Source organism: Sphingopyxis solisilvae (assembly GCF_015475875.1).
In the GTDB taxonomy this organism is placed as follows: domain Bacteria; phylum Pseudomonadota; class Alphaproteobacteria; order Sphingomonadales; family Sphingomonadaceae; genus Sphingopyxis; species Sphingopyxis solisilvae.
Map to the genome: position 1 here is coordinate 1 of NZ_JADKYM010000031.1, position 26,923 is coordinate 26,923.

21 protein-coding genes are annotated in these 26,923 nt (G+C 65.4%); 4 read left to right on the forward strand and 17 right to left on the reverse strand.

Features of this window, described 5'->3' with window-relative positions; translation table 11 throughout:
* Nucleotides 1-242 precede the first annotated feature (242 nt).
* Together IR187_RS15500 and IR187_RS15505 are read right to left on the reverse strand one after the other, a co-directional pair.
* Entirely contained in the window at nt 243-470 is a 228-nt protein-coding gene (locus IR187_RS15500; RefSeq protein ID WP_194955479.1) for a hypothetical protein, read from the reverse strand.
* A 172-nt stretch (nt 471-642) separates the two neighbouring features.
* Nucleotides 643-1,440 carry an NUDIX hydrolase gene (locus IR187_RS15505; RefSeq protein WP_194955495.1) on the reverse strand — a complete coding sequence of 266 codons (798 nt, stop codon included), beginning with the start codon at nt 1,438-1,440 and terminating at the stop codon, nt 643-645.
* Nucleotides 1,441-1,539: 99 nt separating this feature from the next.
* Here IR187_RS15505 and IR187_RS15510 point away from each other — a divergent pair, with 99 nt between their 5' ends.
* Entirely contained in the window at nt 1,540-2,175 is a 636-nt protein-coding gene (locus IR187_RS15510) for a DUF4126 domain-containing protein (protein WP_194955480.1), read from the forward strand.
* On the opposite strand, the gene IR187_RS15515 is transcribed toward IR187_RS15510, so the two are convergent.
* The 3 genes from IR187_RS15515 to IR187_RS15525 form a co-directional block, all read right to left on the reverse strand.
* Complete coding sequence (locus tag IR187_RS15515; protein WP_194955481.1) at nt 2,172-3,401, reverse strand: NAD(P)/FAD-dependent oxidoreductase; 1,230 nt, start codon at nt 3,399-3,401, stop codon at nt 2,172-2,174. The genes IR187_RS15510 and IR187_RS15515 overlap by 4 nt on opposite strands.
* 122 nt (nt 3,402-3,523) lie before the next feature.
* On the reverse strand, nt 3,524-4,306 hold the full coding sequence (locus IR187_RS15520) for a LytR/AlgR family response regulator transcription factor (protein WP_228765985.1): 783 nt from the start codon (nt 4,304-4,306) through the stop codon (nt 3,524-3,526).
* On the reverse strand, nt 4,288-5,427 hold the full coding sequence (locus tag IR187_RS15525; RefSeq protein ID WP_228765986.1) for a sensor histidine kinase: 1,140 nt from the start codon (nt 5,425-5,427) through the stop codon (nt 4,288-4,290). Before IR187_RS15525 ends, IR187_RS15520 begins: the two co-directional genes overlap by 19 nt.
* 107 nt (nt 5,428-5,534) lie before the next feature.
* Between IR187_RS15525 and IR187_RS15530 the strand changes: the two genes are divergently transcribed.
* Nucleotides 5,535-5,966: a helix-turn-helix transcriptional regulator gene (locus IR187_RS15530; protein WP_194955482.1), complete on the forward strand. Its 432-nt coding sequence runs from the start codon at nt 5,535-5,537 to the stop codon at nt 5,964-5,966.
* A gap of 466 nt (nt 5,967-6,432) precedes the next feature.
* Here the strand turns inward: IR187_RS15530 and IR187_RS15535 are convergent, their stop codons facing one another.
* Entirely contained in the window at nt 6,433-7,500 is a 1,068-nt protein-coding gene (locus IR187_RS15535) for a hypothetical protein (RefSeq protein ID WP_194955483.1), read from the reverse strand.
* Nucleotides 7,501-7,868: 368 nt separating this feature from the next.
* Between IR187_RS15535 and IR187_RS15540 the strand changes: the two genes are divergently transcribed.
* Nucleotides 7,869-8,516: a LuxR C-terminal-related transcriptional regulator gene (locus tag IR187_RS15540; protein WP_194955484.1), complete on the forward strand. Its 648-nt coding sequence runs from the start codon at nt 7,869-7,871 to the stop codon at nt 8,514-8,516.
* On the opposite strand, the gene IR187_RS15545 is transcribed toward IR187_RS15540, so the two are convergent.
* Nucleotides 8,513-10,207, reverse strand: a complete 1,695-nt coding sequence (locus IR187_RS15545) for a hybrid sensor histidine kinase/response regulator (RefSeq protein ID WP_194955485.1) — start codon at nt 10,205-10,207, stop codon at nt 8,513-8,515. The genes IR187_RS15540 and IR187_RS15545 overlap by 4 nt on opposite strands.
* A gap of 325 nt (nt 10,208-10,532) precedes the next feature.
* Nucleotides 10,533-17,597, reverse strand: coding sequence for a putative Ig domain-containing protein (locus IR187_RS15550; protein ID WP_194955486.1), 7,065 nt, complete (start codon nt 17,595-17,597; stop codon nt 10,533-10,535).
* A gap of 339 nt (nt 17,598-17,936) precedes the next feature.
* On the opposite strand from IR187_RS15550, the gene IR187_RS15555 reads away from it, so the two are divergent.
* Complete coding sequence (locus IR187_RS15555) at nt 17,937-19,076, forward strand: sensor domain-containing diguanylate cyclase (RefSeq protein WP_194955487.1); 1,140 nt, start codon at nt 17,937-17,939, stop codon at nt 19,074-19,076.
* An 82-nt stretch (nt 19,077-19,158) separates the two neighbouring features.
* Here the strand turns inward: IR187_RS15555 and IR187_RS15560 are convergent, their stop codons facing one another.
* The 9 genes from IR187_RS15560 to ctaD all read right to left on the reverse strand — a co-directional run bounded on the left by IR187_RS15560 (nt 19,159) and on the right by ctaD (nt 26,831).
* Nucleotides 19,159-20,043, reverse strand: a complete 885-nt coding sequence (locus IR187_RS15560; protein ID WP_194955498.1) for a class I SAM-dependent methyltransferase — start codon at nt 20,041-20,043, stop codon at nt 19,159-19,161.
* A 4-nt stretch (nt 20,044-20,047) separates the two neighbouring features.
* Complete coding sequence (gene thrC / locus IR187_RS15565) at nt 20,048-21,445, reverse strand: threonine synthase (protein WP_194955488.1); 1,398 nt, start codon at nt 21,443-21,445, stop codon at nt 20,048-20,050.
* 27 nt (nt 21,446-21,472) lie between these two features.
* On the reverse strand, nt 21,473-22,120 hold the full coding sequence (locus IR187_RS15570) for an SURF1 family protein (protein ID WP_228765987.1): 648 nt from the start codon (nt 22,118-22,120) through the stop codon (nt 21,473-21,475).
* Nucleotides 22,113-22,508: a DUF983 domain-containing protein gene (locus tag IR187_RS15575; protein WP_228765988.1), complete on the reverse strand. Its 396-nt coding sequence runs from the start codon at nt 22,506-22,508 to the stop codon at nt 22,113-22,115. Before IR187_RS15575 ends, IR187_RS15570 begins: the two co-directional genes overlap by 8 nt.
* 1 nt (nt 22,509) lies before the next feature.
* Nucleotides 22,510-23,385: a cytochrome c oxidase subunit 3 gene (locus IR187_RS15580; RefSeq protein ID WP_194955490.1), complete on the reverse strand. Its 876-nt coding sequence runs from the start codon at nt 23,383-23,385 to the stop codon at nt 22,510-22,512.
* Between the two features lie 80 nt (nt 23,386-23,465).
* Nucleotides 23,466-24,026, reverse strand: coding sequence for a cytochrome c oxidase assembly protein (locus IR187_RS15585; RefSeq protein ID WP_194955491.1), 561 nt, complete (start codon nt 24,024-24,026; stop codon nt 23,466-23,468).
* Entirely contained in the window at nt 24,023-24,187 is a 165-nt protein-coding gene (locus IR187_RS15590) for a hypothetical protein (RefSeq protein WP_194955492.1), read from the reverse strand. Before IR187_RS15590 ends, IR187_RS15585 begins: the two co-directional genes overlap by 4 nt.
* Nucleotides 24,184-25,095 (reverse strand): heme o synthase, encoded by a 912-nt coding sequence (locus IR187_RS15595; protein WP_194955493.1) that lies wholly within the window; start codon nt 25,093-25,095, stop codon nt 24,184-24,186. The genes IR187_RS15590 and IR187_RS15595 overlap by 4 nt, the downstream gene beginning before the upstream one ends.
* A 68-nt stretch (nt 25,096-25,163) precedes the next feature.
* Nucleotides 25,164-26,831, reverse strand: coding sequence for a cytochrome c oxidase subunit I (gene ctaD, locus IR187_RS15600; protein ID WP_194955494.1), 1,668 nt, complete (start codon nt 26,829-26,831; stop codon nt 25,164-25,166).
* Nucleotides 26,832-26,923 lie beyond the last annotated feature (92 nt).

The following is a 26,923-nucleotide window of genomic DNA, read 5'->3' on the forward strand; positions in this document are numbered from 1 at the left end:
GCCACCGTAGCCCCGAGCCTGTCGAGGGGCGCTTCCCGGATAAGCGCCCTTCGACAGGCTCAGGGCTACGGTGACGGGATTCATCCAGAGCAGGACAAACCCAAGGACATCGCGGTTTGTGAGCGGGCCATCCGCCCCGCCGAAGGGTCGCAGCAATTGCATCGACCAGCACCCGACGCTGGACGCGCAAAAGGCCCCGGGCAAGCCCGGAGCCTTTTGGTAACTTTAGCGATCAGCCGAAATTACGGGCTGGTCGGCGAGTCGTCGTTGTTGTCCGACGCGATGATGATGCCGCCAATGATGGCCGCAAGAGCGATGATCGCGATGATCCAGCTGCTGCTGCCTTCGAGTTCGCTCTGGCCTTCGACGGCCGAGGCGGCACGAGCTGCGGGAGCGGCCGATGCGGCAACCGGGGCTGCGATCATCGAGGTCGCTGCGAGGGAGATCGCAGCCTTCTTAAGCAGGTTCATCTTATTCTCCGTCCACTGGAATAGTCTTGTCGAATCACACCCAAGGCTGCCCTTCGGTCTGCTTCTGCCCGGCCTTCTTAGGCACAGCGTTCAGCAATTGCAACGACGATTTGCCCTAGCCGGGCAATTCTTACCAAATTGCTAAATCACGAGAAAATCGCGGCCCATGACCCTAACCGCGCCGTACGCGATCAAAGGGTTCGCTGGTGACCGGATAGCCGAGGTGATCGGGGATGCAGAGGAAAGAGCGGCCGTCGCGCTCCTCGATCCAGGGCGTCACCAGTTCGACCGGAAACTGACAGGAATGCGCCGAAAACCGGTCGAAATCAGGTGCGTGCGCCAGTCGTTCGAGATTGCGGCGGGTCGGGAAGATCACCGACACCTCGCCCGCGTCCGCCATCGCCAGCGTCCGGCTCGCGCTCGCCCAGAAGATATGGCTGTGCTCCGCTGCCTCGACCGTCAGCTCGTGGCTGTGCGGCGGCGCGGCGACGGCATAGAAGCGGGTGTCGAACGTCCGCGCCTCTTTGAAGTTCGGACACCAGCGCGCGAAAGGCACGAATGAATCCAACGCGATTCGGTCGCCGCGCGCGGCCAGAATGTCCGACAGCAGCGTTCCGGACAACAAGGCGCGCCGCACGTCATCGAGATCGCGCTCGCCGAGCGCGGGCCAGCCGACCGCAAGCCCCGTTTCCTCGAGCGTTTCACGCAAGGCCGCGACGCGCGCGGCGCCGTCGGCCGGGTCGACATCGGGCGCTTGTTGCTGCGCAACCACATAGTCGTCGGGGTCGACGCGGCCGCCGGGAAATACGACCGCCCCGGCGGCAAACGCCATATTGGTCGACCGCTTGACCATCAAAATCTCGTCGGGACCGCTATCCGGCGCCGGGCGCATGATGACCAGCGTCGCGGCGGGAATCGCGCCTTCGGGCAGCGTTTCCTGGGCCGAGGACGGGATTGCGGTGCCGCTCATATGCCCAGCGATAACCGCGCCGTGCGCACTTGTCATCCCGCCATTGCGGCGCTGCGAATGCGGGTGCAAGATGGGCAAAGGCAGGATGGGAGCCGGAGCATGGGAATTGTCGAAATCTTGGGCGTTGCCGGCAGCCTGAGCCTGCTGGCCGGTTGGCGGCTCTATCTGACGATCCTGGCCACCGGCACCGCGATGCACTTCGGCTGGCTGCCGCTGCCCGACCATCTTGCGGCGTTGCAGGTACTGGCGAACCCGTGGGTGTTGGCTGTGGCCGCAGTCGGGACGGTCGCCGAGTTTCTGGCCGACAAGATTGCATGGGTCGATTCGATCTGGGACATGATCCACAGCGTCATCCGCCCGCTGGGCGGGGCGCTGCTCGCGCTGGCGCTGGTCGATGCGTCGGACCCGACGTGGCAGGTGATCGCCTTCCTGCTCGGCGGCGGCGGTGCGCTGCTCAGCCACGGCGCCAAGGCGACGACGCGCGCGGTGGTCAATGCCAGCCCCGAACCGGTCAGCAACGCGGTGGTTTCGACGGGCGAGGATGTGGTGACCGGCGGCCTGCTGGCGCTCGTGATCGCCTTCCCGCCGCTCGCGATCGTCATTGCGATCCTGCTGGCGATCGCGGCGGTCGTGGTCATCATCGCGCTGCGCCGCCTGCTGCGCAATATCAAGGCCGGCCTGAAACGTGCATTGGGAGACGCCCCGCCCCAGCCCGACGCCGCACCGCCGGCTTAGGCAGCGACGGGGAGCAGCGATTTGAGCGGCGTGTCGGGGTCGGCGAGTTGCTCGGGGGTTGCCTGCAAACCCGCGGTGACGATCATCCGGCCCTGGACATAATCCCTTGTCGCGTTGACGCAGTCGATCGCGATCACCCTGCCCGCTTTCAGGTAAACGACCGAAAAGCTGCGCGTTGCCGGATCGCCGCGCAGCACCGCGCGGTCGTAACCCGCCGACAGTCCGGCGGTCTGGAGCTTCAGGTCATATTGATTCGACCAGAACCACGGGATCGCATGATAGGGCGCCTCGTCGCCGCAAATCCCCTTGGCCACGACATTGGCCTGATCATTGGCGTTCTGCACCGATTCCAGCCGGATCACGAGACCTTCGGCAAAATCATTCTCGTGCGCGGCGCAATCGCCGATCGCGTAGATGTCAGGCAGGCTCGTCCGGCACAGGCGGTCGACGAGCACGCCGTTGCCGCCCTCGGCCCCCGCCGCGATCAACGGCTCGACCGCCGGGGCGATCCCGATGCCGACGATGACGAGGTCGGCGGGAACAACCTCGCCGTCCGCCAGCCTGACGCCAGTGACATGCTGCTCGCCCTCGATCGCGACCACCGACACGCCCAGCCGCAGGTCGACACCCTGGGCGCGATGCTCATTTTCGTAGAAGCGCGACAGGTCGGTGCCGGCAACCCGCGCGAGCACCCGGTCCTGCGCCTCCAGCAGCACGACCGGCTTGCCTGCCTTGCGCAGCACCGCCGCGGCTTCGAGCCCGATGTAGCCGCCGCCGATCACCACGATCTGCCGCGCGGTCTCCGACGCCGCCTTCATCGCGTCGGCATCGGCGCGCGTGCGCACCCCCTGAACCCCCGGCAGGTTGCCGCCGGGAATCGGCAGCATCCGCGGGGCGCCGCCGGTGGCCCACACCAGCTTGCCGTAGCCGATTGTAGCGCCACTATCCGTGCTGACCGTGCGGTCCGCCGGATCGACGGCCACGACGCGCTGGCCGAGCAGCATCGTCACCTCGCGTTCGGCCCAATATTTGGCCGGGCGGAGCTGGATGCGCTCGAATTCCTTTTCGCCTGCGAAATATTCCTTCGACAGAGGCGGACGCTCATAGGGGAGCTCGGGTTCGTCGCCGACGATCGCGATACTGCCCTCGAACTTCTGTGTCCGCAGCATGATTGCGGTCTGAGCCCCGCCGTGGCCGCCGCCAACAATCACCACGTCGAAACGCACCACCGCTCTCCCGCTTTCCTGCGCGTCCCTTGCCCGCAAGCGGCGGGCGAAACAAGGCGGTTCGGCGTGCGGCGCGGCCAAGAAAAACTTGGCGCCATGCTAGCAAGCAAGTACCGGATGCGTCAGCCGCGGCGCGCAAGCCGCGCGCGGATTGCCGGGGTATAGGTACGGCCGACGCGCAATTCGGTGCCATCGTTGAGCACCGCGATCAGCGAGTGGAACTGCCCTCCCTTGACGCGTTCGACGGCATCGATGCGGACCATTGTACTGCGGTGGATTCGCTGAAACTGCAGCGCCGGCAACAGCCGTTCGAGCGTGGCCAGATTTTCGTTGTACAAATAGCTGTTTCCGTCGGCATGGATGCGGACATAATCGCGTTCGGCGCTGATATGCGAGATGCTTTCGGGTTTGATGCGGATATGTTCGCCGCTCGCGCGAACCCATAATTCGCCCAACTGATTGCGCGTTTCCGGCTCGGCGGCGCGCAAATTTGCGACGACTTCTTCCAGTTCGCGGATGCGGTCCGCGCTTTGCGCTTGCTCGACCGCCATGCGCGCGCGCTCCATCGCGGTCTGGAACCGTCCAGCCTCTATCGGCTTGGTAATATAATCGATCGCCTGTGCGTCAAAGGCGCGCAGCGCCTGGTCGCCGAACGCGGTCACAAAGATCACCGCCGGCGCAGGTTCGGGCAAATGGCGCAGCAGGTCGAAACCGCTGCCACCCGGCATCCGGATATCGAGCAGGATGATGTGGCAGGTGGAGCGCGCCAGCCATTCGATCGCCTGCGCGACATTTCCCGCCTCGCCAACCTCTCCGACCCACGGCAGTTGCTGCGCCAGGCGTATCGCCCGGCGCCGCGCCAGCGGCTCGTCATCAACGACCAGGATTACGAGACCTGACAACATTTTGTCCAAGGTAGCCGAATTTCGGCGCGGAACAATTCGGGCGTCAGCACGGTGTCGAACCCGCTCGCCGACCCGAAGCGCGCCGCCAGGCGATCGGCCACATTGCGAAGCCCGATCCGGCTGCCCGCACGGGTCGGGTGGCTGCCCCCCGGCGTCCGGTCATTTTCAACGGCAATACGCAGCTCGTCGCCATCCCGCCACGCAATGATCCGGATCTCGACCTCGTGCAAACTGGGTTCGACGCCGTGTTTGACGGCGTTTTCGACAAGCGGCTGCAGAATCAGATTCGGTACCATGGCAAGCAGCGCCGTCTCTTCGACGTCGATGGTAAAGCGCATCCGGTCGGCGAAGCGTTCGCGCTCGATCTCGAGATAATCTTCCTGCAACGCAAGCTCGGCCGCCAGCGTTACGTCCATCAGCGGGTCGAGTTCGAGCGTCTGGCGCAGAAAGGTCGAGAGCGACATCATCATGCGCTGCGCCCGTACCGTTGCGCCCTCTTCGACCAGTCCGACGGCGGAATTCAGCGTGTTGAACAGGAAATGCGGATTGATCTGGTAGCGCAGCGCTTGCATCTGCGCCGCCAGCGCCTCTTCGCGCGCCTGCGCCAGACTGCGTTCATGGTCACGCACCTCGAAGCTGTAGATCGTTGCGATATAAAGGCACGACCAGCCAAAAAACATCGCGGTGCTGGAAATCATCGTATGGCCGAACTGGACATTGTCGAACAGCCAGACCGGCGGACGGGTCATCCACAGAAAGATCGCGAGATCGAAGACGCTGTAAGCCGCCGCGGCCAATAGCGAGAAGATGAAGGCGACGACGCCCTTCACATAAATCGTTCGCGACTGCAGCAGGAACAACAGCGCGGTTATCACCAGGGTCAGCGCGGCACCGAAGCTGTTCAGCACCAGCTTGCCCAGCGCGGACTTCACGGGATCGACGCCGGCAATGCCCCACAAAATACTGTCTGATACAAAGACGCAGAGCCAGAACAGCGCCGCCAGCTTGACCGTCGTCAGGGTGATCGCCCGGCGCCGCGGAGTCGCGCCCAGCACCGGCGCGGCGCCGCCGACGCGCGGTCGCATCGACGCTTGCACATCGCGATCGTCAACGCCCGTCATGCCGGACAAGCCATTGGTAGAAAAATCCACCCGTTCATTACCCGCTGCCAACCAATCGCCGCTTTCCCCCTCATCGTTCGCGGCGATTGCGATAGCATCACTGGGCCATGAAGCATATCGACCCGTCGTCATATCTTGATCCCGATGCCGGTGTAATCCGGTTCGATCGCGCGGGTCGCACCGTACTGCTGGTCACCATATTGCATCACGGCGCCGCCGATGCCATGGCGCGGATTCAGGCCGCCCTGCCCGGCGCGGAAATCGCCGACCTGTCGCCAAGCTGCGTAGCGCAGGCGCGCGATGCCGCCGCCATCACTCCCGCTGTGCTGACCCACCGCCAGCGCGAAATTCTGGACCATCTGCTCGACGGGCTGTCCAATAAAGAAATTGCCCGCAAGCTCGGCCTGTCGCATTTCACCGTTCGCAACCATGTGTCGAATATCCTGCGCATGACGGGGCACAGCTGCCGCCGCACGATGCGCCGCGCGCTCACGGTCGAAAGACGATCCGCCCCCTATCCGGCCAGCCTGGTCGCCTGACCGGCGCCCAGCGAGCCGGTCATCGGGTACGCAACGCATTCGTGCCATCCGGTCGAAGGTCAGCCCCCGCATCGATCCCGCCCCCAAGGAATCTGTCGATGCTGCGACATTAGAGCGTGATGACATGATATGGACCCGCCGTGATTATCCTGGGGCGTCTGTCGGCCAGGAGCGGCGCGCCGCAGAGGCTGGTTGCCCCTGCCAGCAACGCGACGAAGTCCGGCGGGCGCCCCAGGATAACCCCGAAGGGGCGGGCCGATTTTAGCCCATTGCCGCGTCGCTCGTCGATTACGATGTCCCGCATCGCGCCCTCCTCGCTTCTTGCACTGGGCCAAAATCGGCTCCGTCCCGGCGGGTCCATATCATGTCATCGCGCTCTAGCCGCGTCGGCACGCGAACCCAATCTCCGGCGTGAACCGGTACAGCGCGACGCATGCCGTCGCCGACGGGCCTCGCGACACCAGCCTCAGCGCCCCGTCGCACCACATCGCGGGTCGTCCGGCGCGACAAATTCCAGCCGCTCGATCAACCCGAAGCCGATATGCGCCTTGTCACCCGCAGGAAAACGAAACCGCAACGAATTGCCGCGGTCCCGGCCCAGATCGACCTCCCAACTGCCCTCCTCGTGAACAGCGGGGGGTGCATAGGGTGGCTCGACCCCGCGGCCCGGGTAAAATATCAGCCTGCTCTGGTGCAAAAGACCTGCGGGGTGGTCGGTGGCACTCGCAGGATCGGCGCGCCGCATCGGCGTGTCGGCACCCTCCATTGTCACCATGGCGCCGTCCGCCAGCAGAAAACTGTGCCCTCGCCGCTGCGATCGCCACGGCCGGTGAAGCTGTTCGCCCGGACGCACGGCGAAACCGACGCCGTCGCGACAATAAAAGCCCGGCCCGACGTCGGGGCGCCGGGGATAGAGACCGGGATAGCGCGGATCGTCGAACGCGCTCACCAACCCCGCTGCCTTGGGATCGGCCATCCCATCGGCCGGGCGGAAGCAGTCTGTCGCATCGCTGTCGCCGTCCGTCACACGCGCCAGTATCGCCCGGTCAGCGTCGGTGCCATCGAACGATGGCGACGCGATAACGAGCACCGGGATCATGTCGGTCGACGCCGTGACGGTCCGGCTCTGGACGGCGTAGCGCACCGATGCTGCCCCGAAACCCTCGGGCGCGTAGGGGACATATCGCGCGGTGTCCGCGGTCAGTTCGCCGGAGTAACGGAAGACCATGATCGGTCCGGGAAGCGCGATCATGCTGCCGGACACCCCTCCCGTCACCGCGCCCAATGTCTGGTGCGGGAGGAGCATCGGCGTCGCCGCAATCAGATAATCGTCGTTGATGATCCGGAAAATCGGGCCGACGATATGCAGCGCCTCGTCCTCTGCGACCGCAATCCTCAATTCGCCTTCGCACACGGCAAGCGGACCGTAGGCGCCATATTCCACCGGCGGCGGCGGCGGCAAAGTCGCGGCGACGGGAAGCGCCTGCCCGCACACGGCCAGAACAAGGGGGGCCAGAATCGTCTTCGCAGTCATGCGCCATGGTCGCGCGCAAAAAGCATAGCGCGCAAGGCCGACACTTGCACCGGTACACCACTGCAACGCCCGGCGCCGATGGCGGCCTAGCACATCCGCAGCCTTGCATCCTGACCGGCAGGCCGGACATTGTGCGGCGGCAACCGATTTGCCCGCATCCCCCCCTGCGGGCAACGCGACAAGTCCGCCAAAGGGTCGCTTGGTGGCGGAGGGGCTCGCAGCAATGCGAGCCCCTTCCTTACCCGCTGAAAAGGCGCACCGGTACGCCGTCAGGCTGGCATCGGACAACAGGAATCGCCAACGACGTTCCTGTCCGGGGCGACGTTGTCGGCAAACACCCCGGGCATCTGTGGAGGTGCCAGCCCGTCATGTCGACATTGTCCGCCGAACGGATCGTGATTGCCGACGATCATCCGCTGTTCCGCGAGGGCCTGTGCCGCCTGGTCGGCGGAGCCTTTCCCGACGCGGACATCTTACAGGCCGGCACCCTCGACGAATTGCGGGCGCTGGTCGCATCGGGCGAAGCGCCCAGTTTGTTCATTCTCGACCTGATGTTCCCGGGCATGGACCCGGAAGCGACGATCGCGCAAATCCGGTCCGATTTTCCGACATCGTCGCTGGTTGTCATTTCGATGAGCGACGACCCCGCCACCATCGACGGCGTCATCCGGCAGGGCGCCGACGGCTATATCGCCAAGAGCGTCGAACCCGCGGCGATGCTGGCCGCGATCCGATCGGTGAGCGCGGGCGAAACCGCGGTGCTGGCTCCCGCCGCGCCCGCGATTGCCGCCTCGCGACGTGCGCCGCCGTCTATCCGCACCATCACGCCGCGCCAGCGCGACGTGCTGTCGCAACTGGCAATGGGTAAGACAAACAAGGAAATCGGACGGTGTCTCGACATTTCGCCGTTCACCGTGCGCATTCATGTGTCGGCGCTGCTCCGCACCTTGGGCGCCCAATCGCGCGCAGAAGCGGCCGTCAAGGCCCGCGCGATGGGGCTCGAACGGGCCGGTTAGGGTGCGCCGAGCCGCCCGCGCCGACGGCGCAGGGTTGCGATCGCGGAGCGCAGTTCGGCCGGGCGTACGGGCTTTTTCAGGATCAAACCGCCATGATTGCCGATCGCGTCATCGATCATGCTTTCGTCGTGCCCGGTCATCACGATCGCCATCGGCGGCGGCTTCGCGCCGCGATAGAGCGCAAGGCAATCGGTACCGGTCCGCCCGCCACCGATGTCGAAATCGGTCAGGATCAGGTCACAGGGTATCGCGCGGGAAGGAACGGTTGACCGGGCCGTAACGTCACCCCCCCATGATCGCAGCAGGTCGGCGGTGGCGTCGAGCACGTCCATATTGTCCTCGACCAGCAGAATCCGCAGACCGGTTAGCGGACGCGCCACTCCATCCGTGTCGGACTTGGGGGGCGACGGCGGCACGGCGGCCGGCAACAGGCCGTGGATCGCGGCCCCGGTTCCGCGGCCCGGCCGCGAACGGAGCTCCACCCGCAGACCGGCCAGAGCGGCAAGGCGCTTGACGATCGACAGCCCAAGCCCGGCACCCTGAATATCGGCATCGCCCGCTCTGCGTACCCGGTAAAATTCATCGAACAGTCGTGGCAAATGGTCGGCGGGGATGCCCGGACCGGTGTCGACAACCCAGATCGACACGGTGCCGCGGTGCGGGCGACATCCGACCAAAATCCGCGCGCGGGGCGCATATTTGATCGCATTGGACAGCAGGTTCTGCAGCATGGTGAGCAGTAGCGCCCGGTCCGCAACGACATGGCCTTTGCCCGCGGCGAACCGCATCCGGGTCCCGGCCCATTGTGCCGCCGCTTGATTCTGTTGTTCAAGCGTGCGGAACAGCCGGGCAACCGACACGACCTCCGGGTTTGGCGTTACCGCGCCGCTGTCGAGCGTCGAAATGTCGAGCAGCGAGCGAAACAGCTCCGCCACCCCTTGCAGCGAGCGGTCGATCCGGTCGACGATTGCGCGCTGATCGGCAGCCAGCCCTGTTTGCGTGAGGCTGTTGAGGAACAGGCCGATCGCGTGGACCGGCTGGCGCAGGTCGTGGCTGGCTTGGGCCAGAAAACGCGACTTTGCGGTGTTCGCCTCCTCGGCATCGCGGCGGGCTTGCTCGATGTCGTGCAGCAAGGTCCGGGTGTAGGCCGGGACGACGAGCGCGGTCAGGGAAAAGGTCAGGACCAGCGCCGGATCCTGCTGCCAATATGTGGTGAACGCGGTTATCACGGCGAGCGTCACCTGCGCCATGATCGCGGCGACCACCATGTAGCGCGATCCGAAACGCAATCCGTTGCCGACCGTCACCCACATGATGAGCGCACAGACGGGCAGCATGACCTTGCCTCCCGCGATGACACAGAAAGCCAGCGCGGCATAATCGATGGTCATCGAAAATAGTCGCCGCGCGGGATAGTGGCCCGGATAGCGGCTGACCAACCAGAACAGCCCGACCGCAACCGACCCAAAGGCGACCAAACAGCCGAGTATGGAGATCGCCCATGGTTCGAGCGAGCGGGTCGGCGAGATTGCGACGCTCGCAATAGCGACATAGCCGGAGACCAGAACCAGCAGAGCGAGCCTGATTCCGGCCTGCGCCTTTTCCGACGCATCCTCCGCCGGGGTGCTGTTCGCGTGGTGCCACAGGATTGCCGCAGGTTTGTTGCTTGCCGTTTCGCCGAGCCTGGTCATCACCGGAAGAAACCTGCCATCAGTGCTGCCGCCCCGGTCCGGCAATGGCGTCGCGCTCTAGAGCGTGATGACATGATATGGACCCGCCGGGACGGAGCCGATTTTGGCCCAGTGCAAGAAGCGAGGAGGGCGCGATGCGGGAGATCGCAACCGACGAGCGACGCGGCAATGGGCTAAAATCGGCCCGCCCCTTCGGGGTTGTCCCGGGGCGCCCGCCGGACTTCGTCGCATCGCTGGCAGGGCCAACCAGCCCCTGCGCCGCGCCGCTCCTGGCCGACAGACGCCCCAGGATAATCACGGCGGGTCCATATCATGTCATCACGCTCTAAAACTCCTGCCTGACGTTGATCAGCACCCCGCGGTCGGCGCCCGCGCCATTGTTCTGGCGCTGCGAATATTCGACATCGACGGTCGTGCGGTCGCCGATGACCATCTCGACCCCGATCCCCATCAACAGGCGGTTGCGGGAATATCCGATCAGCGGCACGGCATTATAGGGTCCCGATATCTGGTCGAAATAGGTGACCAGCGCCTCGCTGCGCCGTTCGATGTCCCGCTGATATTCCAGCCGCAGGCGCGGCAGGAAGAACCCGTTGTCGACCGCGAAGCGATAATCCATTTTTGTGCCCGCGGCGACCGAAGTGAACGCCACGTCCTGGTCCAAATAGGTCAGGTCGAACACCGAGCCGCTGTTTTCGGTATAGCCATTCAGCGTCCCGCGCTGCGCGTCGATGCGGCCATAGGGAGTGACGCGCAGGTTGCCGCTTTCGATGTCGGCGCCCGCCGACATCGAACCGAACCACTGGCGTCCGCTGCGGGTCGAATTGACCATCGCGCCCGACAGCGTGACATAACGACGGAGATCGAAGTCGAGCCACTGGTACCCCGCCAACCAGTCGAGGTAAAAACCGCCGCCCAGCAAATGACTGCCGTAAAGGGCAATCGTTTTTGCCTCGCCCTTGCTCTGCGACCCGTTGCGGCCGACGTCGGTGGTGTCGCGGCCGAGCCCGAGCCCAATCCCCGCAGCGAAGTCGGGGTTGAAACGATAGTCGGCGCCAAACGTCACACCTTCCGATTCAAACCGCTCCGCCGGACGACCGGTCTGCTGGTCGCGGCTGCCCCAGCGGATCGTCCCGCCGGCCCAGATGGTCAGCGGATTGGCGACATCGCCCGACCCCGCCGCGCCGGTCCGTGTCGATGTCCCGTCGGACGGTGCGGTGCCGCCGATCGCGCCGCCGCCGAGCGTGACGCCCGACAACAGCCCGCCCTGGTTATTGGCACCAAAGCCGCCGGGCTGCCGATTCGTACCGCCGGCCTGTCCGCCGCCATTGGCGCACACCGGGTTCGTCCACGCGGCCAGCGTATCGACGCAATGGTCGGATGCACTGATCCGCAGCGAATTGCTGAACCCGCCGCCGCCACCGCCGCGTCGCATGCCTTCCAATCGGCGATGGAAATTGCCGATCTGGACATCGACGAAGCGACGCGCCGAATTGACCTGCGCCTGCACCAGTCCGCGTACTTCGGGGTCGTTCGCCGGATTCGGTCTTGCCACGATTTGCAACACATAGCTGATCGTCGCGGTCGACGGGGTTCCGCCGGTGCTGTCAGTGACGGTGATCGCAAAGCTGCTGTCACCGGAACCGGTTGGCGTCCCGGCAATCACACCGGTCGCAGCGTTCAGCGTCAGGCCGGGCGGCAGCGCGCCCGCACTGACGGCGAAGCTGTAGGGCGCAACGCCGCCGGTGGCGGTCAGCCGCTGGCTGTAAGCAATCCCCTGCGTGCCGCGCGGCAGCGTCGCAGGCGTAATGGTCAGCGCAGCGTTGTCGACGGTCAAGGTCAGGCTGGCGCTACCCGTCTGGCCGTTGGCGTCGGTGACATTGACGGCGAAGGCGAACGCTCCCGTCGCGGTCGGCGTGCCGCTGAGAATGCCGCCGGATGACAGCGACAGCCCGTTCGGCAGCGCCCCGCTGGCGAGCGTAAAGCCATAGGGTCCGACACCCCCGGCTGCGGCCAATGTCGAAGTATAGGCTGTTCCCGCCGTGGCCACCGGCAAGGCCGTTGGTGTTACCGTCAGCTGCGGCGCAGCGACGGTCAGGCTATAGCTGCCCTGCACCGTGAACGGCGCGCCTGCCCCGGTCGATCCGGTATCGGTCGCGGTGACCGCGAAGTTGAAGGTCCCCGACGCTGTCGGCGACCCGGAGAGCAGCCCGGTCGAGGGATCGAGCGTGACGCCCGCCGGCAGATTGCCGGTCAGGCTGTAGCTGTATGGGCCGACCCCGCCGGTCGCGGTGATCGCCTGGCTGTACGCCGCCGCATAATTGGCGGTGAAGCTGCCCGTTGCGGGGGTCAGCGCCAGCATCGGCGCGTTGACAACAAGGGTAAACGTCTGGCTGGTGCCGAACGGCCCGCTGCCGGTCGAGGCATCGGTGCCCGACACCGCGAGCGCAAAGCTGCCCGCCGCCGTCGGCGTGCCTGCAATGGTCACGCTGTTCGCGCTGCTGCCGCTGATCGCCAGACCGGACGGCAGGTTGGCGACCTGATAGCCCGAAAAGGGCTGGGCACCGCCGCTGAAGGTGAAGGTCCGGCTGTATGCCGTCCCCGCCGTCGCGGTCAGCGGTCCGTCGGCCGCGATCGAAATCACCGGATCGCCGACCGTCAGCGTAACGGTCGCCGGTGCCGATGTGCCGCCCGCGTTGGTCGCGGTGTAGGTGAAGCTGTCACCGCCCGCATAACCGGCGTTCGGGGTGTAGGTGATGCCGGTGCCGCTGGCGACCGCGGCCCCGTTCGTTGGCGGTGTCACAATCGCGACGCTCGCCGCGACGCCGCCGGTGACATTCAGCGCAACCGGGTTGGCGGTGCTGCCATAAGCGACCGTTGCCGACACCGGATTGGCGATCGGCGCCGGTTGTTCGATCAGCAGCGTGTAGTTCTGTGTTGCCGCATAAGGCCCGCTGCCCGTGCTGCTGTCGGTCGCGGTCACGGCGAAGTTGAAGGTGCCAAAGGCGGTCGGCGTCCCCGCCAGTGTTCCGCCTGCCGAGAGGGTCAACCCGCTAGGCAATGCGCCGCCGGTCACCGCATAGCTGTAGGGCGCGGTACCGCCGCTCGCCGGATTGAGCGGCGCGCTATAGGCAAAACCGACCTGCCCGCCCGCGAGCGTCGTCGGCGGCAGCGACACCACCGCCGCGCCAATCGTCAGCGTGTAGGCGCGGCTTCCGGTCTGGGCGTTGGCGTCGGTGGCGGTCAGCGTGAAATTATAGGTGCCACCTGCGGTCGGGGTGCCCGCGATCACGCCGCCAGCCGACAAGGTCAGTCCGGGCGGCAGCGTACCGGCGGTCACGGCATAGCCATAAGCCGCAACCCCGCCCGATGCGGTGGCGGTCTGGCTGTAACCGGCGCCGACGGTCCCGTTCGGCAGGTTTTCCGGCGAAATCATGATCGTCGGTGCGGGCACGTTGATGATGTAATTCTGCGCGATGGTGAAGGGCGAGCCGGTGCCGGTCGCTCCGGTATCGGTCGCGGTGACGGTTACGGGATAGCTGCCCGGCGCCGTCGCGGTGCCGCCGAGACTGTTACCGGTAAAGGTGAGCCCGGCGGGCAACGCGCCGGTGAGCGTGTAAGCGAACGGCCCGACCCCGCCGCTGGCGGTAAAGTCCTGCGTGAAGGGGGTGTTGTAGGCCGCAGTCAGCGTACCAGCGCCCGGCGTCATGGCCAGCGTCGGGGCGGCAACGGTGAGCGTGAAGGTCTGGCTGGCGCCGAACGGCCCCGTGCCGGTCGAGGCATCGGTCGCCGATACGGTCAGCGCGAAGCTGCCCGCGCTGGTCGGCGTCCCGATGATCGCAATCGTGTTCGCGCCGCTGCTACCCAGCTGGATGCCGTCGGGCAATCCAGTGACCTGATAGCCGGTGAAGGGCTGGGTACCGCCGTTGAAGGTAAAGGTCTCCCCATAGGGAACACCCACGGTCGCCGTCAGCGAACCGCCCGCACCAACGGTTATCGTCGGGTTTGCGACACTGATCGTCACCGTGGCCGGAGCCGAATCGGCGTCGTTGTTGCTGGCGAGATACGTGAAGCTGTCCGCCCCGGCGAAACCGGTGTTGGGGATATAGCTGATCGTCATCCGGTCGACGATCGCCTGTCCGTTGGCAGGCGGGGTCACCACCGCCACCGATGTGGCCGTGCCGGTAATGACCAGCGGGATCGGCGTCAGCCCCGCCCCATATGGCACATTCGCCGTGACCGGTCCGACGACGGGCGGCGTGTTGACGATATTGATCGAATAGCTTTGCTGAACGACTTGCGGCCCGACACCGCCGTCACTGTCGGTCGCCGTGACGACAAAGCTGAACAGATTGGCGGTCGTCGGGGTTCCGGTGATCGCGCCCGTTGACGACATGGTCAGGCCATAGGGCAATTCGCCCGAGGTCACGACATAGCTATAGGGCGCGACGCCGCCGGTCGCCGATCCGATCTGTGCCGAGTAAGCGACGTCGGTCGCGCCGCCCGGCAGCGTCGTCGGCGGCAGGACCAGCGGCACTTGCGCAACGGTGATCGAATAGGCGCGCGCACCGGCATAGGGTCCGGGCGCCGCGGTCGCGTCGGTCGCGGTGATCGTAAAGCCCCAGGTGCCGCTCAGGCTCGGCGTTCCCGACAGGGTCCCGCCGGACGTCAACGTCAGTCCGGGCGGCAGTGCTCCCGACGTCACCGCAAAGCTGTACGGCGCGATCGATCCGTCGGCGGTGATCGTCTGGCTGTAGGGGACACCAAAAGTCGCATTGGGAAGGGTCAGCGGGTCGAGTTCAATCGTCGGCGCCGCGATCACCACGGTATAGGCGCGGCTCGCGCTGTACGGGCCGGGTGCGCCACTGCTGTCCTGTGAGGTTATCGTAAAGCTGAAACTGCCCGCGGCGACCGGCGTACCCGACAAGCGGCCGTCAGACTGGAACGTCAGGCCGGTCGGGATGGTGCCCGCAGTGACCGTATAGCTGTAGGGTGCAACCCCGCCATCGGTGGTCAGGATCGCGCTGTAGAGGACACCGACAGTCCCGCTCGGCAGGTTGGCCGGCTGGATATCGAGCGGCACGTCGTCGTTGATGATCGTACCGGTGCCGGGGTTGGTGCCCACCGTGGCGTTGTTCACACCGGACATGGTAACGGTGAACGTCTCGTCGGCTTCGGGATTGGTGTCGCCAATGATCTGCACCGGAAACGTCTTGCTGGTTTCGCCGGGAGCAAAGCTGAAACCGCCCGTCGCCGCGACATAGTCGCTGCCTGCGGTCGCGGTGCCGTTCGCGGTCGCGACGTTCACCGATACCGCCCTGCCGCTTGGCGTGTCGAGGGTGAGCAGGAAGTTCAGAATGCGCGTCCCGACATCCCCTTCGACGATCGACGGGCTGTTGATCGACAAAACCGGCAGCGGATCGTCGTTGGTGATCGTGCCGGTGCCCTGCGACCCGTTGACAAAGGCGCCGACGACATTGGTGATCCGGACAAAGAATGTCTCGTCGGCCTCGTTCAGCGTATCGCCGTTGACGAGCACGGTGAAGGATGCCGACGTCGCGCCGGCGGGAATGACCATGCCGGTCTGGCTATTGGCGACATAATCGGACCCTGCCGTGGCGGTGCCGTTGAACGTCGCGATATCGAATGTCACCCCCGACGCGGTCGCGGGTGCCGACAGATCGACGGTAAAGACAGCGTTGGTCGTGCCGCTGTTGCCCTCGGCCACGGTTACGCTGCTGACCGTAACGCTGGGAAAGTCGTCGTTCAGGATCGTGCCGGTGGCGCTCGACGGCGTCCCCACAGTATATCCGGCTCCCGCGGCCAGCGTCAGGATAACGGTCTCGTCGGGCTCGATCGTCCCGTCGCCGTTGGGATCGACAATGATCGTCTGGCTCGTCGAACCGGCGGGAATGACGACCGATGTCCCGATCGGTGCATAGTCGGTGCCGTTCGCCGCGCTACCGCCAACGGTGTAGTTGACCGTTACCGGCGATGCCGAGGCCGCATTCAGCGCCACGGTAAAGACCAGATTGTCAGGCCCGTTTTCCAGCACGCTGGCAGGCGAAACGCTGATCGATGCGACCGGAACATCGTCGTTCAGGATCGTGCCGGTCGCCGAAGCGGGGGCGCCGATCACATATCCGGCACCGGCAGCAATGGTCAGGATGACGGTTTCGTCAGGCTCGACAACGCTGTCGGCGGTGGGATCGATGGTGACGGTGGCGCTGGTCGCGTTGGCGGGAATCGTCACCGAAGCGACATTGCCCGCATAATCGGTCCCCGCCGTCGCGGTGCCCGACGTCGTCAGGTTGACCGTCAGCGGGCTGGCGCTCGCGGCGCTGCGCGTCACGGTATAGACCAGATTGGTCGCGCCGTCCTCGGCCACCGCCGCGGGCGCAACCGCAATGGTGACGGTCGGCGCCGCAATGACGTTGATGGTGAGCGTTTCCAACTCGAAATACAGCCCGGGACCGGTACTGGCATCGGTGACACGCAATGATATGTTGGCGGTCCCCGTACCCGTCGGTGTGCCGGTGATTAGCCCGCCCGTTGAAAGACTCAGCCCGAACGGCATTGGCGTACCAGGCGGCTCGGTCGCATAGGTGTAGGGTGAAACGCCGCCATTGGTGGCGAGCTGTGCCGATGCCGCCTGCCCCGACACCAGCGTGACGGTCGGCGTTGCCAGCGCCAGGCTGGGGTTCTGGACCGTCCCGGTGTAGCCTTTATCGACCGTGTGGGCCGTGGGCGTCGTGCTGTCGGTCGCGCGCACGCTGAACGAATAACCGCCGCGCTGGGTCGGCGTCCCGCTCAAGACCCCGCCGGACGAGAGCGACAAGCCGGCAGGAAGCGCGCCGGCTTGCAAGGCATAAGTGTAAGGCGTGACCCCACCCGTCGTCGTCAGCGTTTGCGAGAAGGGCGTCCCAGCGGTCAATGTCGGCAGAGTCCCTGGCGTCACGGTCAGGGGCGACGCCGCGGGCGTGATCGTGATCGTCACCAAAACGTCGCGGTCGTTGGCCCAGGTGGCCTCGGTAAACTCAAATACGTCGGTCGAGCCGATACCGGTCGTACCATTGTGACTATAATCGAGGAACCACTGGTTACCCACACGGCGCGTAACAGCCGAGCCGTGGTCGGGTAAATTATAGGGGCCGCCGGGTGGAGAACTTCCGCCATCGACGGGGCCAGTTCCGACAAGGCCAATGTCGGAAGCACAGGCGGTGATGTCGATCGTTACGGCGCCGCCGGCCGCAACGGTAGCCGTCTGCGGGGGGCACAAGGTCGCGTTGTGCTGCGCGCTGGCCGTGCCCGGCAGCATCGCGCCAAAAACGACCAGCGCCGCAATCGCCATCCACCGCGCCATCGCGATGCGCAAAACCGCCAGATTCATGATATCCCGTTCCCCAGCGCCGCCTCGCCCGGTGGCAGTGCGTCCACCGCGGAATCTAGGGGTCCGCAACACGCGCCACTAGGAGAGGAAATGTACTAGGTCACATCGGCGCAACGGCTGGTGATGGAGAATCCGCCACGAGCAACCGTTTCCGTAACGGAAATGCCGCCCCACGGCCGCCAGATGTCGTGCGGGATCCAGCCTTTTCCCAGAGCCGTCGGCCATAACCGCCTGATTTGGCACCGCTTTCGCCATACTAGTGCAACGGGATATGCCACCGCCCCCGCAAAACCGTCGAATCCGGCTTAAATGGGGCGGTCACGGGCCGTTAATTGGCGCATGACCAGCAATGCTACACGATCGACCGAGCCGGTAGGACGGCTTCTGGACTGGCTAGGGCTTCGTCGCGGACAAGGCGCGCCCGTTGCAGGGCAGAACGCTCCGCCCGACGGCAGCGCCACGCGCGATCTCGCGCAGCTTGCCCGCCACCAGTTGATCGGGACGATCATGGCGTTTCTGATCGACAATGACCTCGATGTGTCGCCCGGCAATCTGCTGATCGCGCACGCCGCCTTTTCGGGCATGAACCCGCCGCTGGCGCGCCAGATCACCGCGCGCTCGCAGTCGGCCGAAGGGATCACCCAGCAATGGTTGAACGAACTGGGCGAGCAAAGCGGCAGCCGCGCCGACCACGCCGATCTCGACCGGCTGATGACGCGGCTGGAAACCAATCTCGAAGCCTTTCAGGTTCACGCCAAGGAAGCGCGCACCGTCACCAGCGATTACGGGTCCGAACTCGAACAGCATGTCGATGATCTGGAGCAGCTGCAAAAGACGGGGCGGATCGTGTCCAGCCTGGCCGACCTCACCCGCGTGATGCTCGAACGCACGCGCAAGGCCGAGGATAATATGCGCAAGAGCGAGGACGAGGCCAAGGCGCTGCGCCGCAGCCTCGAACGCGCCAAACGCGACGCCGAGCTCGATTTCCTGACTGGCCTGCCGAACCGCCGTGCCTTTGAAATCCTGCTCGACCGCCATTACAAGGAGGCGCGCGCCGCGTGCGAACCCTTGAGCGTCGCCTTTTGCGACATCGACGAGTTCAAGAAGGTCAACGACCTTCACGGCCACGAAGCGGGCGACCGCGTCATCAAGGCAATCGCCGACACGCTGGCGCGCATTTCCGACGACCGTTGCCACGTCGCGCGCCACGGCGGCGAGGAGTTTGTGATGCTGTTCCGCGGGCTGACCCCGACGCAGGCCGCCGAGCGGCTGGACGACGCGCGCGAGGCGCTGGCCGGGCGACGGCTGATCAACCGCAAGACCGACGAGCCGTTCGGGCAGATCACCTTTTCGGGCGGCGTTGCCGATGTGTTCGGCTATGGCGAAACGCGCGGCGCACTGAAGGCTGCCGACGAGGCGCTGTACAAGGCCAAAGCCGGCGGCCGCAATCGCATCGAGATCGCCGATCCGGCGTCCTGAACACCCGAACGGCACCGCTTTCCGCAACGGGGCGGGGCGCCGCGGTCATCACGGGATGCCTGTGGCGACCGCGGCGATTTGATTATTCGCCGCGGCTCCAGCGCGCGAAGATCGCGGTCGGCAGCAGCAGCCCCCTCGCCTCCTCGCGCACCGCCAGCTCGCCGCATTCGACCCTGCCGGGCAAGTCGGCAAACAGTTGCGCCAGCAGTTCGCCGATCGCCAGCGCCGACATCCGGACGGCATAGACGGTAAGGAACAGCGCGCGGCTGTCGGCATCGAGCAGCTGGCGGCAATCGGCAAGCAGCGGCGCCAGCCCTTCCTCCAGCTGCCAGCGCTCGCCGCCGGGGCCGCGGCCGAATTTGGGTGGATCAAGCAGGATCGCGTCGTAGCGCCGCCCACGCCGCACTTCGCGCGCGGTGAATTTGCCGGCATCGTCGACGATCCAGCGTACCGGCTTGTCCGCCATCCCCGCGAGCGCGGCATTTTCGCGCGCCTGTCCGACCGATTTCTTGGAAGCATCTACGTGCGTCACCGAGGCACCCGTTGCGGCCAAAGCCTGACTGCCGACCCCGGTGTACCCGAACAAGTTCAGAAATGCCGGATCGGCCTTGCCCGCGACCTGCGTGCGTAGCCAGTCCCACACCGGCGCCATGTCAGGAAAGAAACCCAGATGCCGGAATGGGGTGCAGGACGCGGTGAAGCGCGTCTCGCGCCACGCCAGCGGCCAACCTTCCGGCGGCACCGGTTTGTTGTAGTACCAGCGGCCGCCGCCATCGTCATCCGACGCCGGGATAAACTCACCGTCCGCCGCTTCCCACTCGCTGGCAGGCAGCGCGGGCGCCCACATCGCCTGTGGCTCGGGGCGGATGAAGCGATAGCGGCCATAGCGTTCGAGCTTGCGCCCGTTGCCGCTGTCGACCAGCCCGTAATCGTCCCACGCCTCGCCAGCGAGGGTGACGAGCGGCAACAGGTCAGCCACGCGCGGCTTCCGCCAGGACGAAGGCTTTCACCGCGGTATAGTCGCCGGGCAGCTTCGTGAAGCGCTCTTCGCGCTCGAACAGATTGCCCAGCCGCGGCGGAAGCGCCGGACGGACGCCCGTCGCTCGCTCGACCGCCTCGCGGAACTTGGCCGGATGCGCGGTGGCGAGCGTGACGACCGGGATGTCGGCGTCGATCTCGAGTGCCCGCGCCGCGGCCAGCCCCACCGCGCTGTGCGGGTCGATGATCTGCCCGCCCTTTTCCTGCGCCCAGCGCAGCGCAAGCGCCATCGCGTCGCCGTCGATGCTGGCGCTCGAGAAAAGCCCGCGGGCGCTGGTCAGCATGTCGGCGGGGATGGTCATCGCGCGCGTCCGGTCGAACTCGTCCATCATGGCAGTGATCGCGGCGCCGTCGCGGCCTGACAGGTCGAACAGCAAGCGTTCGAAATTGCTGCTGACCTGAATGTCCATGCTGGGGGTCGCGGTCGGCGTCACCATTCCGGCGCTATAGTCGCCGCGGGTCAGCGCACGGTGGAGGATGTCGTTGACGTTGGTCGCAACGACGAGCCGCGCGATCGGTAGCCCCATCTGCGCCGCGACATAACCCGCAAACACATCGCCGAAATTGCCCGTCGGCACAGAGAAGGCAACCGGGCGGTCGGGTCCGCCGAGCCGTACCGCGGCATAGAAATAATAAACCACCTGCGCCATCAACCGCGCCCAGTTGATGCTATTCACCGCCGACAAATTGACCTGGGCACGGGCCTCGTCATCGCCGAACAGCCGCTTCACCATCGCCTGCGCGTCGTCGAAGCTGCCATCGATCGCGATATTGTGGACGTTGGGCGCCAGCACTGTCGTCATCTGGCGCCGCTGGACGTCGCTGACCCGCCCTTCGGGGTGGAGCATGAAGATGCGGATATGTTCGCGCCCCGCCACCGCCTCGATCGCCGCCGAACCGGTGTCGCCCGACGTCGCACCGACGATGGTGATGTCGGTGTCGCCGCCCGCGAGGAATGTCTCGAACAGCTGGCCGAGCAATTGCAGCGCGACATCCTTGAACGCCAGCGTCGGGCCGTGGAACAGTTCGAGCAGCCAGTGGCGATGGTCGAGCTGGACCAGCGGGGTCACCGCGTCATGGCTGAAACTGCCATAGGCGGCGCGGCACAGGCGGCGGAGGTCATCCTCGCCCAGCGCCCCCGCCACGAACGGCAGCATGACGCGCACCGCGGTTTCGGCATAGTCGAGCCCGGCGAGCGCGCGGATCTCGCCTTCCGACATCTGCGGCCAGTGCGCGGGCAGATAGAGGCCGCCGTCGCCGGCGAGGCCGGCCAGCGTGGCGGCGCGAAAGTCGAGGGTCGGCGCGGAGCCGCGGGTGCTGATATATTCCATGGCGGCCCAGCGCCTAGCGGGCGGCGGTCAAGGTCGCAAGCGGCGGCGTAGCGCGAGGATATAGATCAGCAGCGCCGCCGCGGCGAACAGGAACCATTGCACGGCATAGGCGAGATGGTTGTTCGGCGTGTCATCCGCCGACGGCACCGCGCTCGCGCGCAACCCCGCGGCGGGGATATCGGCGATCAGCATCGCCCGCGCCGGGGCGGCCTTGCCCGCCAGCCGTTCGATCATCGTCGGCTGTTCGGGGCCGGGAACGATCGTCCCCTGCACCGTGCCGCCCGGCCATTCGGGCGGCGTAAAATCGTCGCCGATCCCGACGTCGACGAGCACCCCCGGACCCTCTGCCCCCGTGAGGCAATCGGCGATCATCCGAAAGCCGGCGCGGCCCCGGCGGTCGGCGCCGCTGCGCGGGTCCCAGCGTATCGGCTCGAGGCAGACGACGCTGCTCTTGCGGTACAGCATCGCGTCGGGAACCGGCGGCAGCTTGGGATAGGTCACCAGCGCCGACATCGCCATATTCCGCTGGTAGAGCGTGATCAGCGCTTCCTTGTCGGCCTTGCGCTGCAATTGCCAGATGCCGAGGCCGACCATCGCCGCGACCGCGATCGCGACGAGCAGGGTCGGGACAAGCGGCCAGCGCATCGCGGGCTGCGGCGCGGCAGGATCAGTCATCGCCCTGGTCCACCTGTCGTCCTTCGGCGGCCTGCCGCTGGTGCTCGCTGGCGATCAGCGCGCCTTTCGCGACGCGCAGGCCATAGACGACCGCCGCGGCGGTGAGGGGTACCCACAGCAGGACATGGACCCACAAGGGTGGCTCGACGGCAAAGTCGAGCGCCAGCGCCAGCACGATCAGCAGCGCGCCGATGATCAGGGTCAGGAAAGCCGCAGGGCCATCGCCGACATTGTAGCGCGAATAGTCGAGGCCGCAGGCGGCGCAGCGGTCGCGAAAGCGCACCGGACCATCGAACAGCGCCGGCGCGCCGCATTCGGGGCAAAGACCAGAAAGGGCAGCGCGCCAGACCGGCGGCTGCCCTTTCGCAATGGTGTCGCCTTCGGGCAATTTAGTGCGCGGCGATCGGCGCGCCCCAGCCGCCCCAGACATAGATGATGATGAAGAGGAACAGCCACACGACGTCGACGAAGTGCCAGTACCAGGCGGCCGCCTCGAAGCCGAAATGCTGCTTCGGCGTGAAGTGACCCTTATAGGTGCGGACCAAGCAGACGATCAGGAAGATCGTGCCGACAAGAACGTGGAAGCCATGGAACCCGGTCGCCATGTAAAAGGCCGAGCTGTAGTTGCTCTGGCCGAAACCCCAGGGAGCATGGGCATATTCATAGGCCTGGATGGCCGAGAACACGACGCCCAGGATGATCGTCAGCCACAAGCCCTTTTTCAGGCCTTCGCGGTCGCCGTGGATCAGCGAATGGTGCGCCCAGGTGATCGTCGTGCCCGAGCAGAGCAGGATCAACGTGTTGAGCAAAGGCAGCGAAAAGGGATCGATGACCTCGATGCCCTTGGGCGGCCACATGGTGATCGCTTCTGCGCCTTCCTGCCCGAACAGCGATGTCACAGCACCGTCGGCATATTCGATCGGGACCGGAAACAGCGAGAAATCGAACCAGGCCCAGAACCAGCCGACGAAGAACATGACTTCGGACGCGATGAACAGGATCATCCCGTACCGCAGGTGCAGCTGCACCACCGGGGTATGGTCGCCGGCATGCGCCTCGTTGATCACATCGGCCCACCAGCTGAAGAAGGTGGCGATCACGCCCATGAAGCCGAGGCCCAGCACCCATTTGCCCGCGGCGCCGAAATAATCCTCGTGCATGAACATGACGAGCCCGAAGAACATCACCATCGCCGCGACCGAGCCGATCAGCGGCCAGACACTGGGATTTACCAGGTGATAGTCATGATGTTTGGCACCGGCCATTGCTATGTTCCCGTTTTGCAGCCCCGGCATCGCGATTCCCCATCGCCTGCCAGTCGTTGAATAAGACTCTGATCGCGGCCTTAGCTCGCCTTTTTACCCTCGTCTACAGGGTGGAAGGTATAGCTGAGGGTGATTTCCTGCACGTCGCGCGCGTCGGGATCCTCCATGATCTTGGGATCGACAAAGAACAATACCGGCATGCGCATCTGCTGCCCCGGCTCCAAACGCTGTTCGGTGAAGCAGAAGCACTGGATCTTGGTGAAATATTTGCCCGCCTGCGTCGGCGTGACGTTGAAGCCCGCGGTACCGACCACCGGCTTTGACGAATTATTCTCGGCGATAAAGATCGCCATGTCGCGCGCGCCGATGCTGACCGTGTCGCGGGGATGTTCGGGATAGAATTTCCACGGCAGGCCGGGCGACACATTGGCGTCGAAACGGACCGAGACGGTGTTCGACAGGACCACCGGCTCCGCCGCGGCGGCAACAGGGTCGAAGCGCTGCGTCGTTCCGCCGAAACCGGTCACGCGGCAGAACAAGTCGTAAAGCGGCACCGCGGCGAAGCCGAGCCCGACCATCGAAAGAGCGAGCGCCGATGCAAGGCTGGCAGTTTTGGCTTTGGGGGACAGGCGTGCGATCATGCAAATATCTCCATCTTGGCGATGGTGATGAAAAAGAACAGGATCGCGAGCGCGCCGAGCATCCACGCCATCATATTGGCGCGGCTGCGTTGGCGACGGCGATATTCGGCCTCGTCGAAAGGCTCGCGGCCCGGGGGCAGGTTGGAGTTTTCGTCGGTCATAACGGCCACCATTGGTCGGCGACAACCGCGCCGAACAGAATGAACAGATAGGCGATCGAAAAGGCGAATAGCCGTTTTTCGGGCTGCATCAAATCACCTTCGCCGGTGCGGCGCGTGCCGACCTGCACCGACAGCGCGACAAATATGAGCGACAGGATGACCGCTGCCCAGCCATAAAGCGCGCCGGTGTACCCAAGCGGCCAGGGTGCGATTGCCGCCGCGGCCATGATGATGGCGTAAAACAGGATCTGGCGACGCGTCGATTGCTCGCCTGCAACGACCGGCATCATCGGAATGCCTGCGGCGGCATAGTCGGAGCGCACGAACAGCGCGAGCGCCCAGAAATGCGGCGGAGTCCACAGGAAGATGAGCAGGAACAGCATCACCGGCAGCGGCGCGACGCTACCCGTCGCGGCGACCCAGCCGATCAGCGGCGGAAACGCCCCCGCCGCGCCGCCGATGACGATATTCTGCGGCGTCCGCGGCTTCAGCCACATCGTATAGACAAAGACATAGAAGAGGATCGAGACCGCCAGCAGCAGTGTCGCCTGCCAGTTCGATGCGAACAGCATCAGAAACAGCGAGAAAGCCGCAAGGCCGATGCCGAACTGCAACGCCGTCTGCGGATCGAGCCGCCCGGCGGGCAGCGGGCGCCCGGCGGTGCGCTTCATCTTGGCGTCGAGCCCCGCCTCATACCATTGGTTGAGCGCCCCCGACGCCCCGGCCCCAAGCGCGATCGCGAGGATCGACGCAAAACCCAGCACCGGCGGCACCGAAACCGGCGCGGCAAGCAGCCCGCACAGCGCGGTGAACACCACCAGCGACATGACGCGCGGCTTGGTCAGCGCGAACAGGTCGCGCCAGTCGGCGGGAAGCGCCGTTTCGCCGTGGGTCAGGCTTTGCGCCATGACGGGATCATTTCCTCCGGCCGGACCGGCAAAGCCCCCTGCCGGATGTCAGCAGGGGGCGATACGGGTCAGGCGATACGCGGCAGTTCGTTGAACTGGTGGAACGGCGGCGGGCTGGACAAGGTCCATTCCAGCGTCGTTGCCCCTTCGCCCCACGGATTGTCGGCAGCCTTCTTGCCCGCGACCAGCGACCACAGGATGTTCACGAAGAAGATGAGCACGCCGACCGCCATGATGACATAGCCGTAGGACGAGATCAGGTGCCAGAAGGCATAGGCTTCGGGATAGTCCGGATAACGGCGCGGCATGCCCTGCTGGCCCAGGAAGTGCTGGGGGAAGAACAGGACGTTCACGCCGATGAAGAAGATCCAGAAGTGCAGCTGGCCCAGGAACTCGTTGTACATCCGCCCCGACATCTTCGGGAACCAGTAATAGAAACCGGCGAACAGCGAGAACACGGCGCCCAGCGAGAGCACATAGTGGAAGTGGGCGACGACATAATAGGTGTCGTGCAGGTTGGTATCGACCCCGCCGTTGGCGAGCACGACACCTGTCACGCCGCCGACGGTGAACATGAAGATAAAGCCGAGCGACCAGACCATCGGGGTCTTGAAGCTCATCGACCCGCCCCACATCGTCGCGATCCAGCTGAAGATCTTGATGCCGGTGGGGACCGCGATGACCATCGTCGCCGCGGTGAAATACATCTTCAGGTTCACGCTCATACCGACGGTGAACATGTGGTGCGCCCACACGATAAAGCCGACGACGCCGATCGCGACCATGGCATAGGCCATGCCGAGGTAACCGAACACCGGCTTGCGGCTGAAGGTCGAAATCACCTGGCTGACAATACCGAAGCCCGGCAGGATCATGATGTAGACTTCGGGGTGGCCGAAGAACCAGAACAGATGCTGGTAGAGGACGGGATCGCCACCGCCTGCCGCATCATAGAAGGTGGTGCCGAAGTTGCGGTCGGTCAGCAGCATCGTGATCGCCGCGGCGAGCACGGGCAGCGCGAGCAGCAGCAGGAAGGCGGTGACGAGCACCGACCACACGAACAACGGCATCTTGTGCAGCGTCATGCCCGGCGCGCGCATGTTGAAGATGGTGGTGATGAAGTTGATCGCACCCAGGATCGACGCCGCACCGGCAAGGTGGAGCGAGAAGATCGCCATATCGACCGCCGGGCCTGCCGACCCGCTGGTCGACAGCGGCGCGTAAACCGTCCAGCCGGTGCCCGCGCCAAGGCCGCTGCCGCCCGGAACAAACATCGACCCCACCAGCATCACGAACGCGACGGCGGTGAGCCAGAAGCTGACATTGTTCATGCGCGGGAACGCCATGTCGGGCGCGCCGATCATCAGCGGCACGAACCAGTTGCCGAAGCCGCCGATCATCGCCGGCATGACCATGAAGAACACCATGATCAGACCGTGTGCGGTGATCATCACGTTCCAGAAATGCTTGCCTTGCACGTCGCCCGCGGCGGGATCGAAAAACTGCGCCCAGCCCGTGAGATACTGGATACCCGGCTCGGCGAGTTCCCAGCGCATCATCCCCGAAATCACCCCGCCGACGATGCCGGCGATGATCGCGAAGATCAGATAGAGGGTGCCGATGTCCTTGTGGTTCGTCGACATGAACCAGCGGACGAAAAAGCCCGGCGTGTCATGATCGTCATGCGCGTGATCGGCATGGCCATGGGCGGGTGCGGTTGCAGCAATATCGGTCATCTGTCGGACCCCTTGTTAATTCTTGGCGGCCGGCGCGGCGGCGGGCGCCGCTGTGCGCTGTCGCGCATCACCCTCGTGACGTCGGGGCCGCC

What these genes read in the sequence shown, in the direction of transcription:
- IR187_RS15590 (WP_194955492.1), bottom strand. Translation starts at nt 24,187, where the DNA reads ATGACCGACGAAAACTCCAACCTGCCCCCGGGCCGCGAGCCTTTCGAC.
- ctaD (WP_194955494.1), bottom strand. Translation starts at nt 26,831, where the DNA reads ATGACCGATATTGCTGCAACCGCACCCGCCCATGGCCATGCCGATCAC.
- IR187_RS15555 (WP_194955487.1), top strand. Translation starts at nt 17,937, where the DNA reads ATGACCAGCAATGCTACACGATCGACCGAGCCGGTAGGACGGCTTCTG.
- thrC (WP_194955488.1), bottom strand. Translation starts at nt 21,445, where the DNA reads ATGGAATATATCAGCACCCGCGGCTCCGCGCCGACCCTCGACTTTCGC.
- IR187_RS15525 (WP_228765986.1), bottom strand. Translation starts at nt 5,427, where the DNA reads ATGACGGGCGTTGACGATCGCGATGTGCAAGCGTCGATGCGACCGCGC.
- IR187_RS15500 (WP_194955479.1), bottom strand. Translation starts at nt 470, where the DNA reads ATGAACCTGCTTAAGAAGGCTGCGATCTCCCTCGCAGCGACCTCGATG.
- IR187_RS15510 (WP_194955480.1), top strand. Translation starts at nt 1,540, where the DNA reads ATGGGAATTGTCGAAATCTTGGGCGTTGCCGGCAGCCTGAGCCTGCTG.
- IR187_RS15535 (WP_194955483.1), bottom strand. Translation starts at nt 7,500, where the DNA reads ATGACTGCGAAGACGATTCTGGCCCCCCTTGTTCTGGCCGTGTGCGGG.
- IR187_RS15530 (WP_194955482.1), top strand. Translation starts at nt 5,535, where the DNA reads ATGAAGCATATCGACCCGTCGTCATATCTTGATCCCGATGCCGGTGTA.
- IR187_RS15550 (WP_194955486.1), bottom strand. Translation starts at nt 17,597, where the DNA reads ATGAATCTGGCGGTTTTGCGCATCGCGATGGCGCGGTGGATGGCGATT.
- IR187_RS15570 (WP_228765987.1), bottom strand. Translation starts at nt 22,120, where the DNA reads ATGACTGATCCTGCCGCGCCGCAGCCCGCGATGCGCTGGCCGCTTGTC.
- IR187_RS15540 (WP_194955484.1), top strand. Translation starts at nt 7,869, where the DNA reads ATGTCGACATTGTCCGCCGAACGGATCGTGATTGCCGACGATCATCCG.
- IR187_RS15595 (WP_194955493.1), bottom strand. Translation starts at nt 25,095, where the DNA reads ATGGCGCAAAGCCTGACCCACGGCGAAACGGCGCTTCCCGCCGACTGG.
- IR187_RS15580 (WP_194955490.1), bottom strand. Translation starts at nt 23,385, where the DNA reads ATGGCCGGTGCCAAACATCATGACTATCACCTGGTAAATCCCAGTGTC.
- IR187_RS15520 (WP_228765985.1), bottom strand. Translation starts at nt 4,306, where the DNA reads ATGTTGTCAGGTCTCGTAATCCTGGTCGTTGATGACGAGCCGCTGGCG.
- IR187_RS15505 (WP_194955495.1), bottom strand. Translation starts at nt 1,440, where the DNA reads ATGAGCGGCACCGCAATCCCGTCCTCGGCCCAGGAAACGCTGCCCGAA.
- IR187_RS15545 (WP_194955485.1), bottom strand. Translation starts at nt 10,207, where the DNA reads ATGACCAGGCTCGGCGAAACGGCAAGCAACAAACCTGCGGCAATCCTG.
- IR187_RS15585 (WP_194955491.1), bottom strand. Translation starts at nt 24,026, where the DNA reads ATGATCGCACGCCTGTCCCCCAAAGCCAAAACTGCCAGCCTTGCATCG.